Origin of the sequence: Nonomuraea sp. NPDC050404, assembly GCF_040655495.1 — a bacterium.
Classification (GTDB): domain Bacteria; phylum Actinomycetota; class Actinomycetes; order Streptosporangiales; family Streptosporangiaceae; genus Nonomuraea.
Genome location: NZ_JBFAKB010000006.1, coordinates 130,462 through 145,923, shown reverse-complemented (window position 1 = coordinate 145,923; position 15,462 = coordinate 130,462). Strand labels below are relative to the sequence as shown.

Genomic DNA, 15,462 nt, shown 5'->3' with positions numbered 1-15,462 from the left:
CACCTCACTCCGGTCGGTCCCAAGCTGGCAACCCCGGACGGGACAAGCCCCGAGAATAGCAATCCGATCACCAGAATGCCCAATTTTTCGGGACTTTTGGACACACGAGTCCCTCTAGTGTTGATCGTGGAGTAGGTTTCCCGGGAATCACGTCGGTCACAGAGGGAGCTGCGTTGCGCCGTCGAGTCGTAGTGGCGGCTGCCGCGATGGTCCTCCTCGCGGGCTGCGCGACGCCGCCGGAGCCGCAGCGGGCGCCGGTGGGGGAGTCGCCGTTCGTCTACGTCAAGAACACCGACATCGTCACCGAGTGGGACCCCAGCCGCTCCTACTCCAACGAGATCATCGCCTTCCAGAACGTCTACGAGACGCTCACCTACTGGAACCCCATCACCAAGAAGTCGGCCCCGCGCCTGGCCACCTCCTGGCGCTCGTCGGCCGACGGCCGGACCTGGACCTTCAGCCTGCGCTCCGGCGTGACCTTCCACACCGGCAGGCCGCTGGACGGCGAGGCGGTCAAGGCGTCCATCGAGCGCACCATGAAGGCCAAGACCGGCGCCTCCTACATCTGGGACGCGGTCGCCTCCATCAGGGTCGAGGGGCCGCTCACGGTGACGTTCTCGCTGAAGTACCCCGTCCCGCTGGACCTGGTGGCCTCCGCCGGGTACGCGGCCTACATCTACGACACCAAGGCCGCGCCCGACCTGAACGCGTGGTTCCGGCAGGGCAAGGACGCCGGCTCCGGGCCGTACACGGTGGCCAGGTGGAACAAGGGCAAGGAGGATGAGCTCCAGCTCAAGGCGTACGACGGGTACTGGGGCGGGTGGCGGCGCCCGCACTACAACACGATCGACTACAAGGCCGTGCCCAGCGCCGAACGGGCGTACCGGATGTTGCAGAACGGCGAGGCGAGCTTCGTCGACCGGCTCGACCCGCGACTGTACGCCCAGGCCTCGGCCGCGCCGGGCCTGCGCACCTCCGACCGGCCCTCGTTCACCACGGCGATGATGTTGTTCAACACGGCCGAAGGCCCCATGAAGGACATCCGGGTACGCAAGGCTGTGCAGAAGGCCCTCGACTACCGGGGCCTGGTCAGGGCGCTCAAGGGCTCGGTGATGCCGGCCAGCGGCGTCATCCCCGAGGGGCTGCTCGGCCACGTGCCCGACCGCGTACCGAAGCAGGACCTGGCCACCGCCACCCGCCTGCTGCAGCAGGCCGGATACGGGCCGGGCGGCCGGCCGCTGCGGCTGCGGCTCACCTACGGCGCGGGCGAGGCCGACGAGCAGGTGCTCGTCAAGCGGCTGAGGGCGACGCTGCGGCAGCTCAACATCACCCTCGAAGCCGAGGGCATGCACTGGAACGCGCAGTGGGAGCAGGGCAAGAAGCGCGGCCAGGACATCTACGTCATGTACTGGTGGCCCGACTACGCCGACGGCTACTCCTGGTTCGGCCGCGTCTTCCACAGCGCGACCCCGCCGGTGATGAACCTGTCCTACCTGAACGACCAGACCCTCGACGCGCTGATCGGCACGATCCCGGAGCTGACGGTGACCGACAAGCCGTCGGCGCAGCGCGCGTACGAGCAGGCCACGACCAGGGTCCTCGACCAGCGGGCGGCGGCCGCGCTGCCCTGGACGGTCAGGTCACGGCGCGCCTTCGTCGGCGGCATCCAGGGCTACGTGGACAACCCCGCCTATCCCGACGTGGTCTTCGTCTACGACTTGAGGCCCTCGGGCTGATCGTTCACTCTTTCCCGCAGCCGCGTCCTGATCTCCTCGGGGGTGTAGGCGCGGCGGCGGCGTTCGGCGCGCGCGATCACCACCCCCGTGGCCGCGACACCCATGATTCCCGCCAGACCAAGCATCTTCCACCAGCGCATGTTGCCTAGGCTAGCCCTGTGCTGACTCTCGACGAAGCCGTCAAGGTGACGAGGACCGGCGACCTGTGGATCTTCCGCGGGCGTTCCCGGGCCGACCGCGCCATCCAGACCATGACCAACAGCCCGGTCAACCACGTCGGCATGGCGATCGTGATCGAGGACCTGCCGCCCATGATGTGGCACGCCGAACTGGGCAGATCGCTGCTCGACCTGTGGTCGGGCACCCACCAGCGCGGCGTGCAACTGCACGACCTGCGCGCCGCGGTGACCGTCTGGGCCGACAAGTACGGCCAGCGCCCCTGGTTGCGCCAGCTCGAACCCGAGGCCACGCCGGAGATGGAGGACGCCGCCCTGCGCACGGTGGCCAGGCTCGACGGCACCCCGTTCCCCTCCACCGCCAGGATGGCCGCGCGCTGGGCCAAGGGCCGCATCCCGCGCAGGATGCGCAAGGACCAGACGCTGGAGAGCGCTTACTGCGCCGAGGTCGTGGCCGTCACCTACGAGGAGATGGGCCTGCTGGCCCCCGGCCGGCGCCCCAACTGGTACGACCCCGGCCGGTTCTGGAGCGGCGACGACCTGGAACTGCTCCTGGACCGCCGCCTGGGCAACGAGATCACGGTGGGCGTGGAGCGTACGGCACGATGAGCGTGGGTGACCGTGCGCTGATGCAGGCTGTTTGACCGGTTATGCTCGCACGCGATGGACATCCGCGTGCTCGGCCCGGTCGAGGTGTGCGAAGGCGGCGCCCCGGTCCCGGTCGAGGGGGCGCAGCAGCAGTGCGTGCTGGGGCTGCTCGCGGCCTACCACGGGACGTACGTGCCGGTGGAGCGGCTCATCGACGCCCTTTGGGAGGACGACCCGCCCAAGACCGCGAAGACCATCGTCCAGCTCAAGGTCTCCCAGCTGCGTAAGACGTTCGGCGAGCGCATCGCCAGCACGACCGCCGGCTACTCGCTGGCCGTGCCCCCGGACGACGTGGACCTCGTACGCTTCCGCCGCCTGGCCGCCGACGGGCGCGCGGCGAGCCGCCCCGAGCCGGCCGTGGCCGCCTGGGAACAGGCCCTGGAGCAGTGGCGCGGCCAGCCGCTGCAGGGCATCGGCACCGACTGGGTACGCCAGCGCGTCCGCATGCCGCTGCTGCGCGAGTTGTGGGACCTGCTGGAGGAACACGCCACCGCCCTCATCGAGCTGGGCCGCCACCGCGAGGTGCCCACGCTGCTGCAGGGCGTCAGGCACGAGGAGCCGCTCAGGGAGACCCCGCACGCGCTGGCCATGACGGCGCTATGGCACGACGGCCGGCCGGCCGAGGCGCTGAAGATCTTCCACGACGTGCAGCGGCTGCTGAGCAGGGAGCTGGGCGTCGATCCCGGCCCCCGCCTGCGCGACCTGCACCAGCGCATCGTCCAGGGACATCGGCCCCTGGTGCCGCGCCAGCTCCCCAGGGACGTGGCCAGGTTCGTCGGCAGGCAGGCGGAGGCCGAGCGGCTGCGGCGCCTGCTGCGCGACGGGCGCGTCGCCGTGGTGGCGGGGGCGGCCGGCATCGGCAAGTCCGCGCTGGCCGTGCACGTCGCCTATCGGCTCGCCGCCGACTACCCCGACGGCCAGCTCCACGTCGACCTGGGCGGATACGGCCAGGGCGAGCCGGTGCCGCCGGAGCGGGTGGTGCCGCGCCTGCTCGGCGCGCTCGGCGTGCCCGCGCCCGGCAGCGCCGCCGAGCAGCTCGACCTGTACCGTTCCACGCTGGCCACCCGGCGGGTGCTGCTCGTGCTGGACAACGCGGCCTCCGCCGAGCAGGTACGCCCCTTGCTGCCCGGCACCTCCTCCTGCGCGGTGATCGTCACCAGCCGCGACGCGCTGCGCGGGCTCGCCCTGCAGGGGGCGCAGGGCGTGCGCCTGGGCACGCTCAGCCCCGGCGAGTCCGGCGACCTGCTGGCCGACCTGGTGGGCAGGGAGCCCATCGAGGCCGACCCGGAGGCCGCCGCCGAGCTGGCCGAGTTGTGCGGCCACCTGCCGCTGGCCCTGGCCATCGCCGGCGCGAACCTCGTCGGCCGGGCCGGACTGCGCGAGTACATCAAGGAACTGCACGCCGACCGCTGGAGCACGCTGGCAGTCGAGGGCGACGCGCAGGCGACCGTGGCCACGGCCTTCGCCAGCTCGTACGTGGCGCTGCCCGCGCAGGCCCAGGTGCTGTTCCGGCGCCTGGGCCTGGTGCCCGGCTGCGACTTCACCGCCGACTCCGCCTCCCGCCTGGCCGGCGCCGACCCGGGCACGACCAGACGCCTGCTGGCCGGGCTCGCCTCGGCCCACCTGATCGAGGAGCACGCCCCCGGCCGCTACCGGCTGCACGACCTGGTCGCCCTGTATGCCCGCGAGCACTGCACGGAGGGGGACGACGATCCGGGGCGGCTGCACGCGTACTATCTGCACACCCTGCGGGCCGTGGCACGGCTGCACGCGCCCTCCGTCGAGCTGCTCCCGCTGACCCCCGACGACCCTCCCGACGACGCCGAGGAGTTCGCCGGAGCCGAGGCCGCGACCGCCTGGTTCCATGCCGAGGAGCTCAACTACCTCGCCGTGATCGACCACGCCTCCGGCCGGCTGCTCTGGCGGCTGGTGGAGACCCTGCGGGCGTTCATGTACGACGGCTTCCTGCCCGATGTGATCATCGCGCTGGCGGACCGCGCCCTGGCCGAGGCCGAGCAGATCGGCGACCGCGCCGGTCAGGCCGCCATGCGCCACACGCTGGCCAACGCCAGGTTCATGATGAACGAGCCGCGCCCCGCCGTCCGCCACTCCCGCGTCGCGGCCCGCCTCTATGACGAGATCGGCTGGAAGACCGGCACGCTGCTGGCACTGAGCAACCTGGTCATGGCCACCGCCAGCCTCGGCAACCTCCAGGAGAGCCTGGCGAACCACGAGCGCCTCATCCGGTTGTGGGAGGCGTACGAGCCGACGACGAAGCTGGCCATGGCGCTGGAGAACTACGCGACGATCCTGCTGTGGGCCGGGCGCTCCCGCGACGCGCTGGAACGGCAGCTCCGCTCGATCAGCGTCCGGCGGGCGCTGGCCGAGCCGCCCGGCGGGCAGGCCAGGGCCCACGCCGTCCTCGGCGAGATCCAGCTGTCGCTGGGCGACGTCGGCGCCGCCATGGAGGCGTTCGACCGAGGGCTGGCGGCGGCGGGGTCCGGCGGCTCCCAGCTCGCCTACACGCTGGCCTGCACGGCCGTGGCCTGGCACCTCAAGGGCGACGCCGGGCGGGCCGCCGAACTCGCCCGCCGGGCCGTACGGGCGGCCGGCGATGACCGGGGACCGAGCAGCGGGTACGACAGGGCCGGCGCCGCGCTCGCCCGCGTGGACGTCTCGCTCGGCCCCGACGAGCGGGTCCGGCTGCTGGAGGAGGTGCTGGCCGCCTACCACGGCAAGGCCTACCCCTACCTTGACACCCGGGCCCGCGTGTGGCTGGCCGCGGTGCTCATGGAGGGCGGACGGCCGGAAGAGGCCGCCGCCCACGCCCGCCAGGCCCTGGACGCGGCCGTCCGGTACGGCATGCGGCAGCTCGAAGGCCAGGCACTTACCGTGCTGGCCAGGGCTTGCCCGGACCGGATCGACGACGCGCGCAGGGCCTTGGAGCTGCATCGGCAGTTCGGACACCGGCTGGACGAGGCGGCGGCGCGGGCCGTACTGGACCTTTGATCCAGACCGGGCGGCTCTGTTTGGCTTTGGCCGGTGTGAGACCCGGGCGGCTCTGTTCTGGCGGTGTGAGACCCGGGCGGCTCTGTTCGGGCGGTGTGAGACCCGGGCGGCTCTGTTTTGATTTTGGCCGGTGTCAGACCCGGGCGGTGAGCAGTGATTCGAACGTGGTCCGCAGTTCGCGCCCCGGATCCACGCCGAGCTGGTCGGCCAGCAGGCGGCGGGTGCGCTCGTACAGCTCCAGGGCCTCGGCCTGCCGTCCCACCCGGTAGAAGGCCGTCATGAGCAGCGACACCAGCCGTTCCTGATGCGGCGCGCCCGTCACGATCGCGCGCAGCGGCGCGACGGCCCGCTCCGGCTGGCCCAGCCGCAGCCGGCGGCGCGCCAGCTCCTCCACGGCCGTCAGCCGCGCCTCCTCCAGCTCCACCGCCGCCACGGCCAGCGACTTGCCACCGCCCGACTCCCCCAGCGCGGGCCCGCGCCACAACATCAGCGCCTCCTCCAGCAGATCGGCGCCGGCCTCGTCACCCACCTTGCCGGCCTGGCAGAGCAGCCGCCGGAAGCGCTGAGCGTCCACCCAGTCGGGATCCGCCCGCAGCACATAGCCGGACGCATCGGTCTCCACCTGCGCGCCCACCAGGGAGCGGCGCAGCCTGTACACGTGTCCCTGCACGGTCATCCGCGCACTGTCAGGGGGGTCGCCTTCCCACACGGCGTCGATCAGCCGCTCCACCGGGACCGGACGGTTCAGGTCCAGCAGCAGCGCGGCCAGTACGTAACGACGCTTACGCGGCCCGAGTTCCAGGCGGCGTCCCCCTACACAGGCGTCAATGGACCCGAGCAGGCGAAACTCCAAGTGATCCACCTGTCACAGGATGCTCCCCGGCACTAAAACGCGGCTAAAAGTCCTTCCCGCGCCGGTGTTGGCGAAACCCGCCCGCGCTCGGGTGCCAACGGAACGCCAACGAGCTCTGTCATGGTCTTGGCTCACGATCTTCGCCCATACAGGAAGAGACATACGTTGATCACGAAGAAGGCCGCGATCGCCGCCCTGGCGGGCTCGCTCCTCGCGGGGCCGGTCGCCCTCGCCATGGCGCAGCCGGGCAACGCCGCCGTCGCCGTGTCCGCCACCGCCGCTGACAACAAACTCACCCCCGGCGAGTGGCTGCTGCCCGGACAGTCGCTGACCTCGGGCGGCGGCCGGTTCAAGCTCGTTCAGCAGGCGCAGGGGAACCTGGTGTTCTACGACGGCACCAAGGCCCTGTGGACCTCGCCCACCTCCGGCAACCCCGGCGCCAGGACGACCATGCAGAAGGAGGGCAACCTGGTCATCTACGGGCTCGGCAACAAGCCGCTGTGGTCCACGCCCACCTCCGGCAACCCCGGTGCGTACCTGCTCCTGCCCAACTCCAGCGGCAACCTGGTGATCTACTCCAAGGACAACAGGGCGCTGTGGTCCACCAAGGAGGCCATCGGCAAGCTCTCCTCCGGTGACGTGCTGCGGCCCGGCCAGACGATCAAGTCGGCCAACGGGCGCTACACGCTGATCCAGCAGGAGGAGGGCAACGCGGTCCTGTACGACGGCCGGCGCAGCCTCTTCACCACGCCGACGGCCGGGCACCCCGGGGCTCGCTCCATCATGCAGAAGGAGGGCAACTGGGTCGTGGTCGACCGCAACGACAAGGCGTTGTGGAGCACCAAGACCGCCGGCAACCCCGGCGCGTGGCTCGCCGTCAGCGACGACGGCCGGGTCATCATCTACTCCAGCGACAACAAGCCCCTGTGGACCAGCCGCTGACCACGGCTGCCTGAACGGGCCGGGCGGCCTCCTGTGGACTTGGGCCGCCCGGCCCTTTGCCGTGTCGATGGTCCTGTCGCCGTGGTCCTGTTGCCGTGTTCCTGTTTGTGATGTTCCGGTCGGGGGGCCTGTCCCGGAAACGGCCGCTCCGGTGGCAGTCTGGGAAGATGCGCCTGGCTACCTGGAACGTGAACTCGGTCAAGGCACGGCTGCCCCGCCTGCTCGAATGGCTGGCTGACACCTCGCCTGACGTCGTGTGCCTGCAGGAGACCAAATGCGCCGCTGGGGCGTTCCCCGTGGCGGAGGTGGGCGAGCTGGGCTACCTCACGGCCGCCCACGGCGACGGCCGCTGGAACGGCGTGGCGCTGCTGTCCAGGGTCGGGCTGGAGGACGTGACACTCGGTTTCCCGGGAGAACCGGGCTTCAGCACGGCTCAGCCGGAAGCGCCCGCCGTCGGGGGAGAGGCGGGCTTCGGCACGGCTCCGCCGGAAGCGCGCGCCGTCGGGGGAGAGGCGGGCGTTGGCACGGCTCAGTCCGAAGCGCGCGCCGTCGGTGGAGAGTCAGCCTCTGGCGCTGCCCTCCCCGAAGCGCGCGCCATCGGTGCCACCTGTGGCGGGGTGCGGGTCTGGTCCCTGTACGCGCCCAACGGCCGCACACTGGACTCCCCCCACTACGCCTACAAGCTCGACTGGTTCGCCGCGCTCAGGCAGGCCCTCGCCGCCGAGGTGGCGGCCGGGCCGGTGGTGGCCAGCGGCGACTACAACGTGGCGCCCACGGACGCCGACGTGTGGGATCCGGCCCTGTTCGTCGGCGCGACCCACGTCACCCCCGCCGAACGGCAGGCGCTGGCCGACCTGCGGGCGCTCGGGCTGTTCGACGTGGTGCCGACACCGATGAAGGGGCCGCATCCGTTCACGTACTGGGACTATCGGGCCGGGATGTTCCACCAGAACAAGGGCATGCGGATCGACCTGGTGTACGCGAGCGAGGAGGTGGCCGGGCGGGTGCGGGCGGCGTACGTGGATCGGGAGGCCCGCAAGGGGAAGGGCCCGTCCGATCATGCGCCGATCGTGGTGGACCTGGAACCGTAAATTCAGTCACAAATCGCTGTCGTCCGAGTATCCTGAGTTCTCGAAAGTTTCGGGGGCGTTAATTAACTCTCAAGGACCACGAGGGGGAAGCTCCGTGGAACCTGCAGATGGTCGCGTCATCTTATTCATCCTGATCGGGCTCGCCGTGTTCGCCCTCGGCCGCCGCTTCCAGTCCATGATCATTATGCGGCAGGTGTGGAAGCAGAGCGCCAGGCAGGTCCTGGCCAGGAAGGAAGTCGCTCACAACGCCGCGAAGTCGATGATCGGCGTCACCCTTCTCGCGATCTTCGTGATCTGGCTCGCACTCAACCTCAACCGCCAGATGTAGCTGGCGGCCGGCGCCGCGGCCCTGTTCGCGGCACCACTACCGCGAACAGGGCCACCCTGCCGCCGGCCCGGCCCACATGTGACGGTGACGCCGAGCCCGCGCTAATGACCAGGGCCGATTCGGCGCCCCACCCGGACCACCACCACGGCTGCCCCGGCGCTGGCACCTGAGCCGCGATCACCGCAACCCCTCCGGGGCCGGTCTGGCTCACCTGCGGCGGTAGTAGCGGCGCAGCGCCCAAGCCGTGACCACGGTTCGCCCCTAGACCCTGGCCTGGTTCACCTGCGGCGTCGTCGTCGTCACAACGCTCATGCCGTGACCACGGCCCGCCCCTTGCCCCTTGGCCCTGGCCTGGTTCACCTGCGGCGGCGTGGTCGTCACAACGCTCATGCCGTGACCACGGCCCGCCCCTTGCCCCTTGGCCCTGGCCTGGCTCACCTGCGGCGGCAGTAGCGGCGCAGCGCCCAAGCCGTAATCACTGCCACCCCTGCGCAGGCCAGACTCACGGCCTGCGTCAGTTGCACGGCCCGCCGGATGTCCTTGACCTCCGGCCCCGGCCCCTCGCCCATCGTGGGCCGCTCCTCGACCCGGCCCTCGTAAACGTTCTTGCCGCCGAGCGTGACGCCGAGCGCGCCGGCGAACGCCGCCTCGCACCGTCCGGCGTTCGGGCTGGGATGCCGGTGCCCGTCCCGCCTCAGCATGGCCCGCGCCCGCCCCGGATCCGGCCCCGTCAGGACCGTGAGCACCCCGCACAGCCGCGCAGGCACGAAATTGGCCACGTCGTCGAGCCGGGCGGCGGCCCAGCCGAAGCGCTCGTAGCGGGGGGAGCGGTGCCCGATCATGGCGTCCAGCGTGTTGATCGCCCGGTACGCCAGCATCCCCGGCACCCCCGCCACCGCCCCCCAGAACAGCGGGGCCACGACGGCGTCCGAGGTGTTCTCGGCCAGCGACTCCACCGTGGCCCGCGCCAGCTCGGGAGCCTGCAGGTGGCGCGGGTCCCGGCCGCACAGGTGGGGGAGGCGGGCCCTGGCGCGTTCGAGATCGTCGTCCTCAAGGGCCTCGGCCATGTAGGCGCCCTCCCTGGCCAGCGTGGTGCCGCCGAGCACGGCCCAGGTGACCAGGGCCGTCGTGGCCGTACGCAGGACACCGTTCGAGCCGGTCACCCGCACGGCCAGCACTCCAAGGGCCGTCACACCGCCGACGCACACGGCGACGTGCAGCACGCCGTTCCGCCGGTCATCCGCGTACAGGGACTTCTCCAGCCCCGCCGCGGCACGCCCGAACAACGCGACCGGATGGGCGGAACTGCGCGGGTCGGCCAGAAGCCGATCGAGGGCCACGCCAAGAGCGAGCCCCAGAGGGTCATACCAAATGGGCATGAAGCTCATCTTCGTGCACATCCAGCCAGGCAGTCGCCCGCCGGATACGCTCCCCGGCCCCACCAGCCCACATCTTCGCCCAGTTACCGCCTGCCGCGGCACGGGTGCGCATGACGGCGTAGGAGCGGTGAAAGCGGACCCTGGCCACTTCGAGGAGGCGCCGGCGATCGCGCGACGGCACTCCATAGGCATCGCAGAACAGACGCAACCGCGCGCCGACGCTCACGTTGCGGAGCAGCGGGGCGCGATCGACGGGGTCGGCGATGGGGGCCCAGTGGCGGAGCGTGGTGACGACATCGAAGAGCCGTGTGGTCGGCCGCGCCAGATCAAAATCAATCATCGCGTACGGCAGCGCCCCACCACGGCAAGCCCCCTGCCCCTGAAGCCTCTGCCCTTGAGAAGGCCACCTTTGAAAGGGAAGTCCCTGAGCGGGATGAAGTCCTTGAGCGGGGTGAGGATCTTGAGCGGGGTGAGGACCTTGAGCGGGATGAGGACCTTGAGCGGGGTGAGGATCTTGAGCGGGCGCAAATATCACATTCTCCGGCGTTAAATCACAATGCCCAATCACTTCCGGAGCCCTGTCGTCATTCGATCCGCCTCCCCACACCCACCTCTCCTCCGTGAGCGGAAACCCGGCGGTCGCATCATGAAACCGGCGCAACAACCCCGCAAGGGCCACCAAAGCCTCATCAGTCACGCTCTCAACCCGAAGCCCGGTCGTACCCGGAACAAAGGTCAGAATCTCGCGCCCAAGCTCATCCATGCCCACCACCCGGGGCGCCCCGTCGAACCCCACCTCTTCCAGGTGCCTGAGCAGGGCGTGCACGGCGGGCGTCGACGTACTGGCCGGTCTGCGCACGGTGTCCCCGACACGCACCACCCCGTCTGTCACATCCCCGCCCTGCAGGGGAATCTCATGCAGGAGCGTCGCGACCATGCCAAGACAGCTTAGACCCATTTGCCCCACCCCCGCCTGGCCTTTTCCAACTCCGGCTCCACGAGGTCCGGCCCGCTAACTTAGGGCCTCATGCCGATCCTGCTGTCGCTGGCGGCGTTCCTCATGACGCTGCTCGGCGGACTGGTCGCCGACCGCGTGGGCGCACGCCGCCACCTCGTCCTGGGCTTCGCGGCCGGCGTCATGCTCGGCCTGGTCGCCTTCGACCTCCTCCCGGAGGCCCTGGCCCTCGACGCGCCCGAGATACACGGCGTACCCCTGCCCATGCTCACCCTGGCCCTGGCCTTCCTCATCATCCACATCGTGGAGCGCTCCATGGCCATCCACGACACGCACGAGGCCGACTACGCCACCCACCACCACACCAGAGCCGGCGTCGGCCTCACAGCAGGCTCAGCCCTCGTAGCCCACAGCTTCCTGGACGGAGCCGCGATAGGCGCCGCCTACCAGACGAACACCTCCCTGGCCGTAGCAGTCGCGATAGGCGTAATCGCTCACGACTTCACCGACGGCTTCAACACGTACACACTCACCAGCCTGTACGGCAACGCCCGCCCCCGCGCCCTGACCCTCCTCACCCTGGACGCCCTGGCCCCCATAGCCGGCGCCACGGCCACAACCCTCCTGACCATCCCAAACAACGCCCTAGCCGCCTACCTGGGCCTTTTCGCCGGTTTCCTCCTCTACCTGGCCACCTCCGATATCCTCCCTGAGGCCCACACGCCGAGACGGGCCACCGGACAGACATTGTCCGTCACCGTGCTGGGGACAGTGTTCATGTGGGGTGTGATCGGGTTGACAGACTGACACGGGGAAAACTTGTGCGTGACATGTCGCCGGATCATGCACAATAAGGCGGGAGCGCCCTTAGCTCAGCTGGATAGAGCACCGGACTTCTAATCCGACGGTCGCAGGTTCGAATCCTGCAGGGCGCGCTTTGATCATGGTCTGACCTGCGGTTATGCGGGATCGAATGCGTTCTAGAATTTTCCTCTAGCGTACGCGTGCTCCATACGCGCTCGCGCGCACCAATCCCGCACACACCATGATCCATTCGCCAGCTCCGACTGCTGCGGCAAGAGCAGCGGCCCCGCCTCGCCGCGAGCAGGCGGCGAATGCGGGGCCGGATACTTAATCCGACTGTTCAGCTCCTCAGCGAGATGAGTTTGCCCTGTGCGGTGCCAAAACGCGGATACTGTTGCTGACCTGGGCGTTCGTAGAGTGATCAGGCTGCTCTGCGGTACTCGCTGATCAGTCCCGTGACGGTCCTTCGGCGGTGGATCCGGGAGGTCATGTCGATCACTTCGCTGGGGTTGTGCAAGGGCGGGTGGAGGGAACGGCCCTGATGCGGGCGATGATGGTGGAAATGGCGTTCGTACTCGGTCAGGACCTTGCGCAGGTGCCGCTCGCCATGGATGAGTAGGTGGTCGAGGCACTCACGGCGTAGCGTTCCCACGAACCGTTCGGCGAACGCGTTCGCCCGTGGTGACCGGACGGGCGTCTTGATGACCCGCACGCCAGCGGCGGCGAACACCTCATCGAAGAAGCGGGAGAACTTGCGGTCACGGTCCCGGATGAGAAATCTGAAGGCGCCGGCGCGTTCTCCCAGGTTCATCAGCAGATTCCGGGCTTGCTGGGTGGTCCATGCGCCGGTCGGGTTGGAGGTGACGCCGAGCACGTGCACGCGGCGTGTCTCGATCTCCATGACGAAGAAGACGTATAGGCGTTTGAGGAAGACGGTGTCGATGTGCAGGAAGTCGCAGGCCAGGATGCCGGCGGTTTGTGAGGTGAGGAATTGTCGCCAGGTAGGTGAGGTCTGGCGTGGCGCTGGGCCGAGGCCGGCCGCGGTGGGGATGCGGCGGATGGTGCCTTCGCCGATCTGATGGCCGAGGCCGAGCAGTTCACCCTGGATCCGCCGGTGCCCCCATCGGGGATTCTCCCTGGCCAGCCGGATCACCAGATCACGCAGCTCGTCCGGTATCGGTGGACGTCCGGTCGCGTTTGGGTAAGTCCAGCGTTGGCTGACCAGTCGGCGGTGCCAGGACAACAAGGTGCCCGGTGTCACGATCCGATGGCGGCGAAGCCGCGTGGGCAGCAGTCGCGCCAGTGCGGCCAGCAGCGCCCGATCGGCCCAGTTCGGTCGCGGCGGGAGACCTGACGACGCAGAACGGCGACCTCATGCCGCAGCACCAAGATCTCCACGTCCTTGGAGGTGCTGCCCCGCGCGAACAGCGTCAACCAGCCGAACAACCGGACCATCATCAGATACAGCAGGCGAAACATGAGTGCCGAGGATAGAAGGCCAGATCAGATGCCATGGACGAGTTTTGGCACTGGACAGGCACCGATCCGCACCGTCCCCGTCCGATCACGGATCCAGAGCGAATCATCGACCTGCATTAGCAGGCGAAGAAGCTCCAGCTCAGGCCGCATATAAGCGTTCCGGACAGCACAGATCCCTAATTCTCTGCCCCGATTAATTGCTACCCACATGCGCATTGCTGCGACCTGCGGAGCATCCTGACCGAGGCGTCCATACGTCCTATGACCTGCGCACATCAGCGTCTCTACGAGCAAGTGACACACGATCCTCCGCCCGCGTGGGGGTGATTGCCCTCATGAGACTTCCTCTGCCGGTCAGCGCGCAGAACTCGTTCGCAACATCTATCGCTCAGACATAATTCGGGAGTGTGTTCCATAAGCCAATATGTGGCTTGACCTGGCAAAACACGAAGGCCACGACCCGTTTTGCCACCGTCCTGCTCTGTGCCACCTGTTACGCAAGCGAAAAGTTACAGCAGCTGAGCGGGTTGTAACGAAAGTGCCGATAGCGCCGGTATTACAAGCGTTCCCGCAGTAGTCGACAGAAGACTGCGGGCGCTCTGCCAAACCGCTAGAGACACACGCCATCGCAGGAGGTACAGTTTTGACTGTACATAGGACACCATGCCCGGACTGTGGACGCATCTACTATGAGTGGGGGCCGGCCAAGATGATCGAAGCCGCAAGGACCGCTTCCGGAGAGTGCAGGGCTGATGCGTTCATCTCTGGCTTGGAGTCCTCTCGCAGTCGCAGAGATGCCGACCGCCTTGCAGATGTCCTCGTACGATTCGAGCGGTACGCGATGACTGGAACCCTAGCAGTGCCGCGCGAGTTGAACGATCTTGAGCAAGGTCTTCGCGAGATCAAAGCTGGGGATGTTCGACTCCCCTTCTTCGACGTGCCAAAGTCACCAACTAACGCTATCCGCCTTACAAGTGGTTTCATCAAGAGAACTTGGATGACTCCTCGCAAGTATATTAATGAAGCTTTATGGATCAGGAGGGAAGATACAGCCTCATGAAGAGCCTCTACGAGCGATTCGCAGCAACCGTTCGAGGTGCCCGTGCGCTAGCAGCCGCTCGACTGCGCCATGAGGTTCTCGGTGCTCTCCATCAGGCCCTTCAAATTTGCGGCATGTCTCAGAGCGATGTTGCTCAGGCCGTAGGTGTTCGCAGATCCGCAGCCAATCAGGTGTTCCGCGGAGACGGGAACGTCCGCATCAACACTTTAGCTGACTACTTGCACGCAATGGGCTTCGAAGCCGATATACGATTGGTGCGTTCTGGAGAGCCCCGCCGCGCCGCGCTTGAGCAACGACCAATAAAGTATGTCAGCGGGGACTGGCGAATCCGCCGACCCCAAGCTACGTCTTCCGGAATATTCCTTACAGGCGAGGGTCACCAATCGCATGTCTTGATTTCCTGGACAAGTACTCCAATCGGCACAACTGATTCGATTCGACTTGAAGCCGAGGTACATCCGCTACCTCCACCCGTACCGTCAGCCGAGCGCTATATGCATCTCGGAGGCATGAAATGGACCACGACATGAGCACCACCGAGATCAACCAGAGCGTACTTCGTCAGCTAGACAAAATGACGGATCTGGTTGACATCCAAGACATTGCTCCGGTCGCATTTTCAGCCGAACGACTCAAGCCTGGAAGCGGATCACAACTGCAACTTGGGGTAAGCGCTGCTGCGGCACCAACGGAACAATCACTTTCCTACAAATTCGACCTTTCGGGAACGATACAAGACGATGACGATGTGGACGTTGCAACGTTCGCAATTTCCATGGTCATCACATACGTTCCAAGGTCAGCCAGCCCCGAAGTAGCCGTTCCAGACGATGCGGAGTCACTGAAGGCATTTGGAGATTACGTCGCTTGGCGCGAGGTATACCCATATCTTCGAGAAGGGATGCAGACAGTCCTGGCGCGTCTTCGTATTCACGGCTTTCAATTGCCAATGGTTCGGCCACAAGATGGGCTTATTCCGGACACCATGAACTAACTGCGAGC

17 protein-coding genes, 1 tRNA gene and 1 pseudogene are annotated in these 15,462 nt (G+C 67.9%); 10 read left to right on the top strand and 9 right to left on the bottom strand.

The genetic code is table 11. The features are described from left to right. The first annotated feature begins 173 nt into the window (after positions 1 to 173). The gene (locus AB0I81_RS17870; RefSeq protein ID WP_360657564.1) at positions 174 to 1,736 is read left to right on the top strand and encodes an ABC transporter substrate-binding protein; all 1,563 of its coding nucleotides are present in this window, start codon (positions 174 to 176) and stop codon (positions 1,734 to 1,736) included. Here AB0I81_RS17870 and AB0I81_RS17865 read toward each other — a convergent pair. Continuing rightward, positions 1,712 to 1,876, bottom strand: a complete 165-nt coding sequence (locus tag AB0I81_RS17865) for a hypothetical protein (protein WP_360658635.1) — start codon at positions 1,874 to 1,876, stop codon at positions 1,712 to 1,714. The genes AB0I81_RS17870 and AB0I81_RS17865 overlap by 25 nt on opposite strands. A gap of 21 nt (positions 1,877 to 1,897) precedes the next feature. On the opposite strand from AB0I81_RS17865, the gene AB0I81_RS17860 reads away from it, so the two are divergent. Both AB0I81_RS17860 and AB0I81_RS17855 read left to right on the top strand, forming a co-directional pair. Then, on the top strand, positions 1,898 to 2,521 hold the full coding sequence (locus AB0I81_RS17860; RefSeq protein WP_360658603.1) for a hypothetical protein: 624 nt from the start codon (positions 1,898 to 1,900) through the stop codon (positions 2,519 to 2,521). A gap of 54 nt (positions 2,522 to 2,575) precedes the next feature. Continuing rightward, complete coding sequence (locus AB0I81_RS17855) at positions 2,576 to 5,569, top strand: BTAD domain-containing putative transcriptional regulator (protein WP_360657561.1); 2,994 nt, start codon at positions 2,576 to 2,578, stop codon at positions 5,567 to 5,569. Positions 5,570 to 5,702: 133 nt separating this feature from the next. On the opposite strand, the gene AB0I81_RS17850 is transcribed toward AB0I81_RS17855, so the two are convergent. Then, positions 5,703 to 6,431 (bottom strand): AfsR/SARP family transcriptional regulator, encoded by a 729-nt coding sequence (locus AB0I81_RS17850; RefSeq protein ID WP_360657558.1) that lies wholly within the window; start codon positions 6,429 to 6,431, stop codon positions 5,703 to 5,705. A gap of 156 nt (positions 6,432 to 6,587) precedes the next feature. Between AB0I81_RS17850 and AB0I81_RS17845 the strand changes: the two genes are divergently transcribed. The 3 genes from AB0I81_RS17845 to AB0I81_RS17835 all read left to right on the top strand — a co-directional run bounded on the left by AB0I81_RS17845 (position 6,588) and on the right by AB0I81_RS17835 (position 8,783). Beyond that, positions 6,588 to 7,364 carry a hypothetical protein gene (locus tag AB0I81_RS17845; protein WP_360657555.1) on the top strand — a complete coding sequence of 259 codons (777 nt, stop codon included), beginning with the start codon at positions 6,588 to 6,590 and terminating at the stop codon, positions 7,362 to 7,364. A 167-nt stretch (positions 7,365 to 7,531) separates the two neighbouring features. Next, entirely contained in the window at positions 7,532 to 8,455 is a 924-nt protein-coding gene (locus AB0I81_RS17840; RefSeq protein WP_360657552.1) for an exodeoxyribonuclease III, read from the top strand. 94 nt (positions 8,456 to 8,549) lie between these two features. Further along, positions 8,550 to 8,783 (top strand): hypothetical protein, encoded by a 234-nt coding sequence (locus AB0I81_RS17835; RefSeq protein ID WP_360657549.1) that lies wholly within the window; start codon positions 8,550 to 8,552, stop codon positions 8,781 to 8,783. Positions 8,784 to 9,044: 261 nt separating this feature from the next. On the opposite strand, the gene AB0I81_RS17830 is transcribed toward AB0I81_RS17835, so the two are convergent. The 5 genes and pseudogenes from AB0I81_RS17830 to AB0I81_RS17810 all read right to left on the bottom strand — a co-directional run. Continuing rightward, on the bottom strand, positions 9,045 to 9,173 hold the full coding sequence (locus tag AB0I81_RS17830) for a hypothetical protein (protein WP_360657546.1): 129 nt from the start codon (positions 9,171 to 9,173) through the stop codon (positions 9,045 to 9,047). A 44-nt stretch (positions 9,174 to 9,217) separates the two neighbouring features. Continuing rightward, complete coding sequence (locus tag AB0I81_RS17825) at positions 9,218 to 10,162, bottom strand: cobalamin biosynthesis protein (protein ID WP_360657543.1); 945 nt, start codon at positions 10,160 to 10,162, stop codon at positions 9,218 to 9,220. After that, a complete protein-coding gene (locus tag AB0I81_RS17820) occupies positions 10,146 to 10,502 on the bottom strand; it encodes a hypothetical protein (protein ID WP_360658633.1) in 357 nt (118 codons plus the stop codon). Before AB0I81_RS17820 ends, AB0I81_RS17825 begins: the two co-directional genes overlap by 17 nt. Further along, positions 10,499 to 10,690 (bottom strand): hypothetical protein, encoded by a 192-nt coding sequence (locus AB0I81_RS17815; protein WP_360658631.1) that lies wholly within the window; start codon positions 10,688 to 10,690, stop codon positions 10,499 to 10,501. The genes AB0I81_RS17820 and AB0I81_RS17815 overlap by 4 nt, the downstream gene beginning before the upstream one ends. A 97-nt stretch (positions 10,691 to 10,787) precedes the next feature. Continuing rightward, positions 10,788 to 11,099: pseudogene (locus AB0I81_RS17810) on the bottom strand (phosphotransferase); the annotation flags it as partial. 90 nt (positions 11,100 to 11,189) lie between these two features. Between AB0I81_RS17810 and AB0I81_RS17805 the strand changes: the two are divergent. Both AB0I81_RS17805 and AB0I81_RS17800 read left to right on the top strand, forming a co-directional pair. Then, complete coding sequence (locus AB0I81_RS17805; protein WP_360657540.1) at positions 11,190 to 11,924, top strand: ZIP family metal transporter; 735 nt, start codon at positions 11,190 to 11,192, stop codon at positions 11,922 to 11,924. 54 nt (positions 11,925 to 11,978) lie between these two features. Continuing rightward, positions 11,979 to 12,052 (top strand) — tRNA-Arg (locus AB0I81_RS17800). 290 nt (positions 12,053 to 12,342) lie between these two features. Here the strand turns inward: AB0I81_RS17800 and AB0I81_RS17795 are convergent. Together AB0I81_RS17795 and AB0I81_RS17790 are read right to left on the bottom strand one after the other, a co-directional pair. Then, positions 12,343 to 13,182 (bottom strand): integrase core domain-containing protein, encoded by an 840-nt coding sequence (locus tag AB0I81_RS17795; protein ID WP_360657537.1) that lies wholly within the window; start codon positions 13,180 to 13,182, stop codon positions 12,343 to 12,345. Then, positions 13,179 to 13,400, bottom strand: a complete 222-nt coding sequence (locus tag AB0I81_RS17790; RefSeq protein WP_360657534.1) for a hypothetical protein — start codon at positions 13,398 to 13,400, stop codon at positions 13,179 to 13,181. The genes AB0I81_RS17795 and AB0I81_RS17790 overlap by 4 nt, the downstream gene beginning before the upstream one ends. A gap of 1,029 nt (positions 13,401 to 14,429) precedes the next feature. Here AB0I81_RS17790 and AB0I81_RS17785 point away from each other — a divergent pair. Then, positions 14,430 to 14,990 carry a helix-turn-helix transcriptional regulator gene (locus AB0I81_RS17785; RefSeq protein WP_360657531.1) on the top strand — a complete coding sequence of 187 codons (561 nt, stop codon included), beginning with the start codon at positions 14,430 to 14,432 and terminating at the stop codon, positions 14,988 to 14,990. Next, a complete protein-coding gene (locus AB0I81_RS17780; protein WP_360657528.1) occupies positions 14,987 to 15,454 on the top strand; it encodes a hypothetical protein in 468 nt (155 codons plus the stop codon). Before AB0I81_RS17785 ends, AB0I81_RS17780 begins: the two co-directional genes overlap by 4 nt. Positions 15,455 to 15,462: the final 8 nt, after the last annotated feature.

Excerpts from the sequence above, each read along its gene's own strand:
- AB0I81_RS17865 (WP_360658635.1), bottom strand. The coding sequence starts at position 1,876 with ATGCGCTGGTGGAAGATGCTTGGTCTGGCGGGAATCATGGGTGTCGCG.
- AB0I81_RS17855 (WP_360657561.1), top strand. The coding sequence starts at position 2,576 with ATGGACATCCGCGTGCTCGGCCCGGTCGAGGTGTGCGAAGGCGGCGCC.
- AB0I81_RS17840 (WP_360657552.1), top strand. The coding sequence starts at position 7,532 with ATGCGCCTGGCTACCTGGAACGTGAACTCGGTCAAGGCACGGCTGCCC.
- AB0I81_RS17830 (WP_360657546.1), bottom strand. The coding sequence starts at position 9,173 with ATGAGCGTTGTGACGACCACGCCGCCGCAGGTGAACCAGGCCAGGGCC.
- AB0I81_RS17825 (WP_360657543.1), bottom strand. The coding sequence starts at position 10,162 with ATGCCCATTTGGTATGACCCTCTGGGGCTCGCTCTTGGCGTGGCCCTC.
- AB0I81_RS17820 (WP_360658633.1), bottom strand. The coding sequence starts at position 10,502 with ATGATTGATTTTGATCTGGCGCGGCCGACCACACGGCTCTTCGATGTC.
- AB0I81_RS17805 (WP_360657540.1), top strand. The coding sequence starts at position 11,190 with ATGCCGATCCTGCTGTCGCTGGCGGCGTTCCTCATGACGCTGCTCGGC.
- AB0I81_RS17790 (WP_360657534.1), bottom strand. The coding sequence starts at position 13,400 with ATGTTTCGCCTGCTGTATCTGATGATGGTCCGGTTGTTCGGCTGGTTG.
- AB0I81_RS17785 (WP_360657531.1), top strand. The coding sequence starts at position 14,430 with ATGGATCAGGAGGGAAGATACAGCCTCATGAAGAGCCTCTACGAGCGA.
- AB0I81_RS17780 (WP_360657528.1), top strand. The coding sequence starts at position 14,987 with ATGAGCACCACCGAGATCAACCAGAGCGTACTTCGTCAGCTAGACAAA.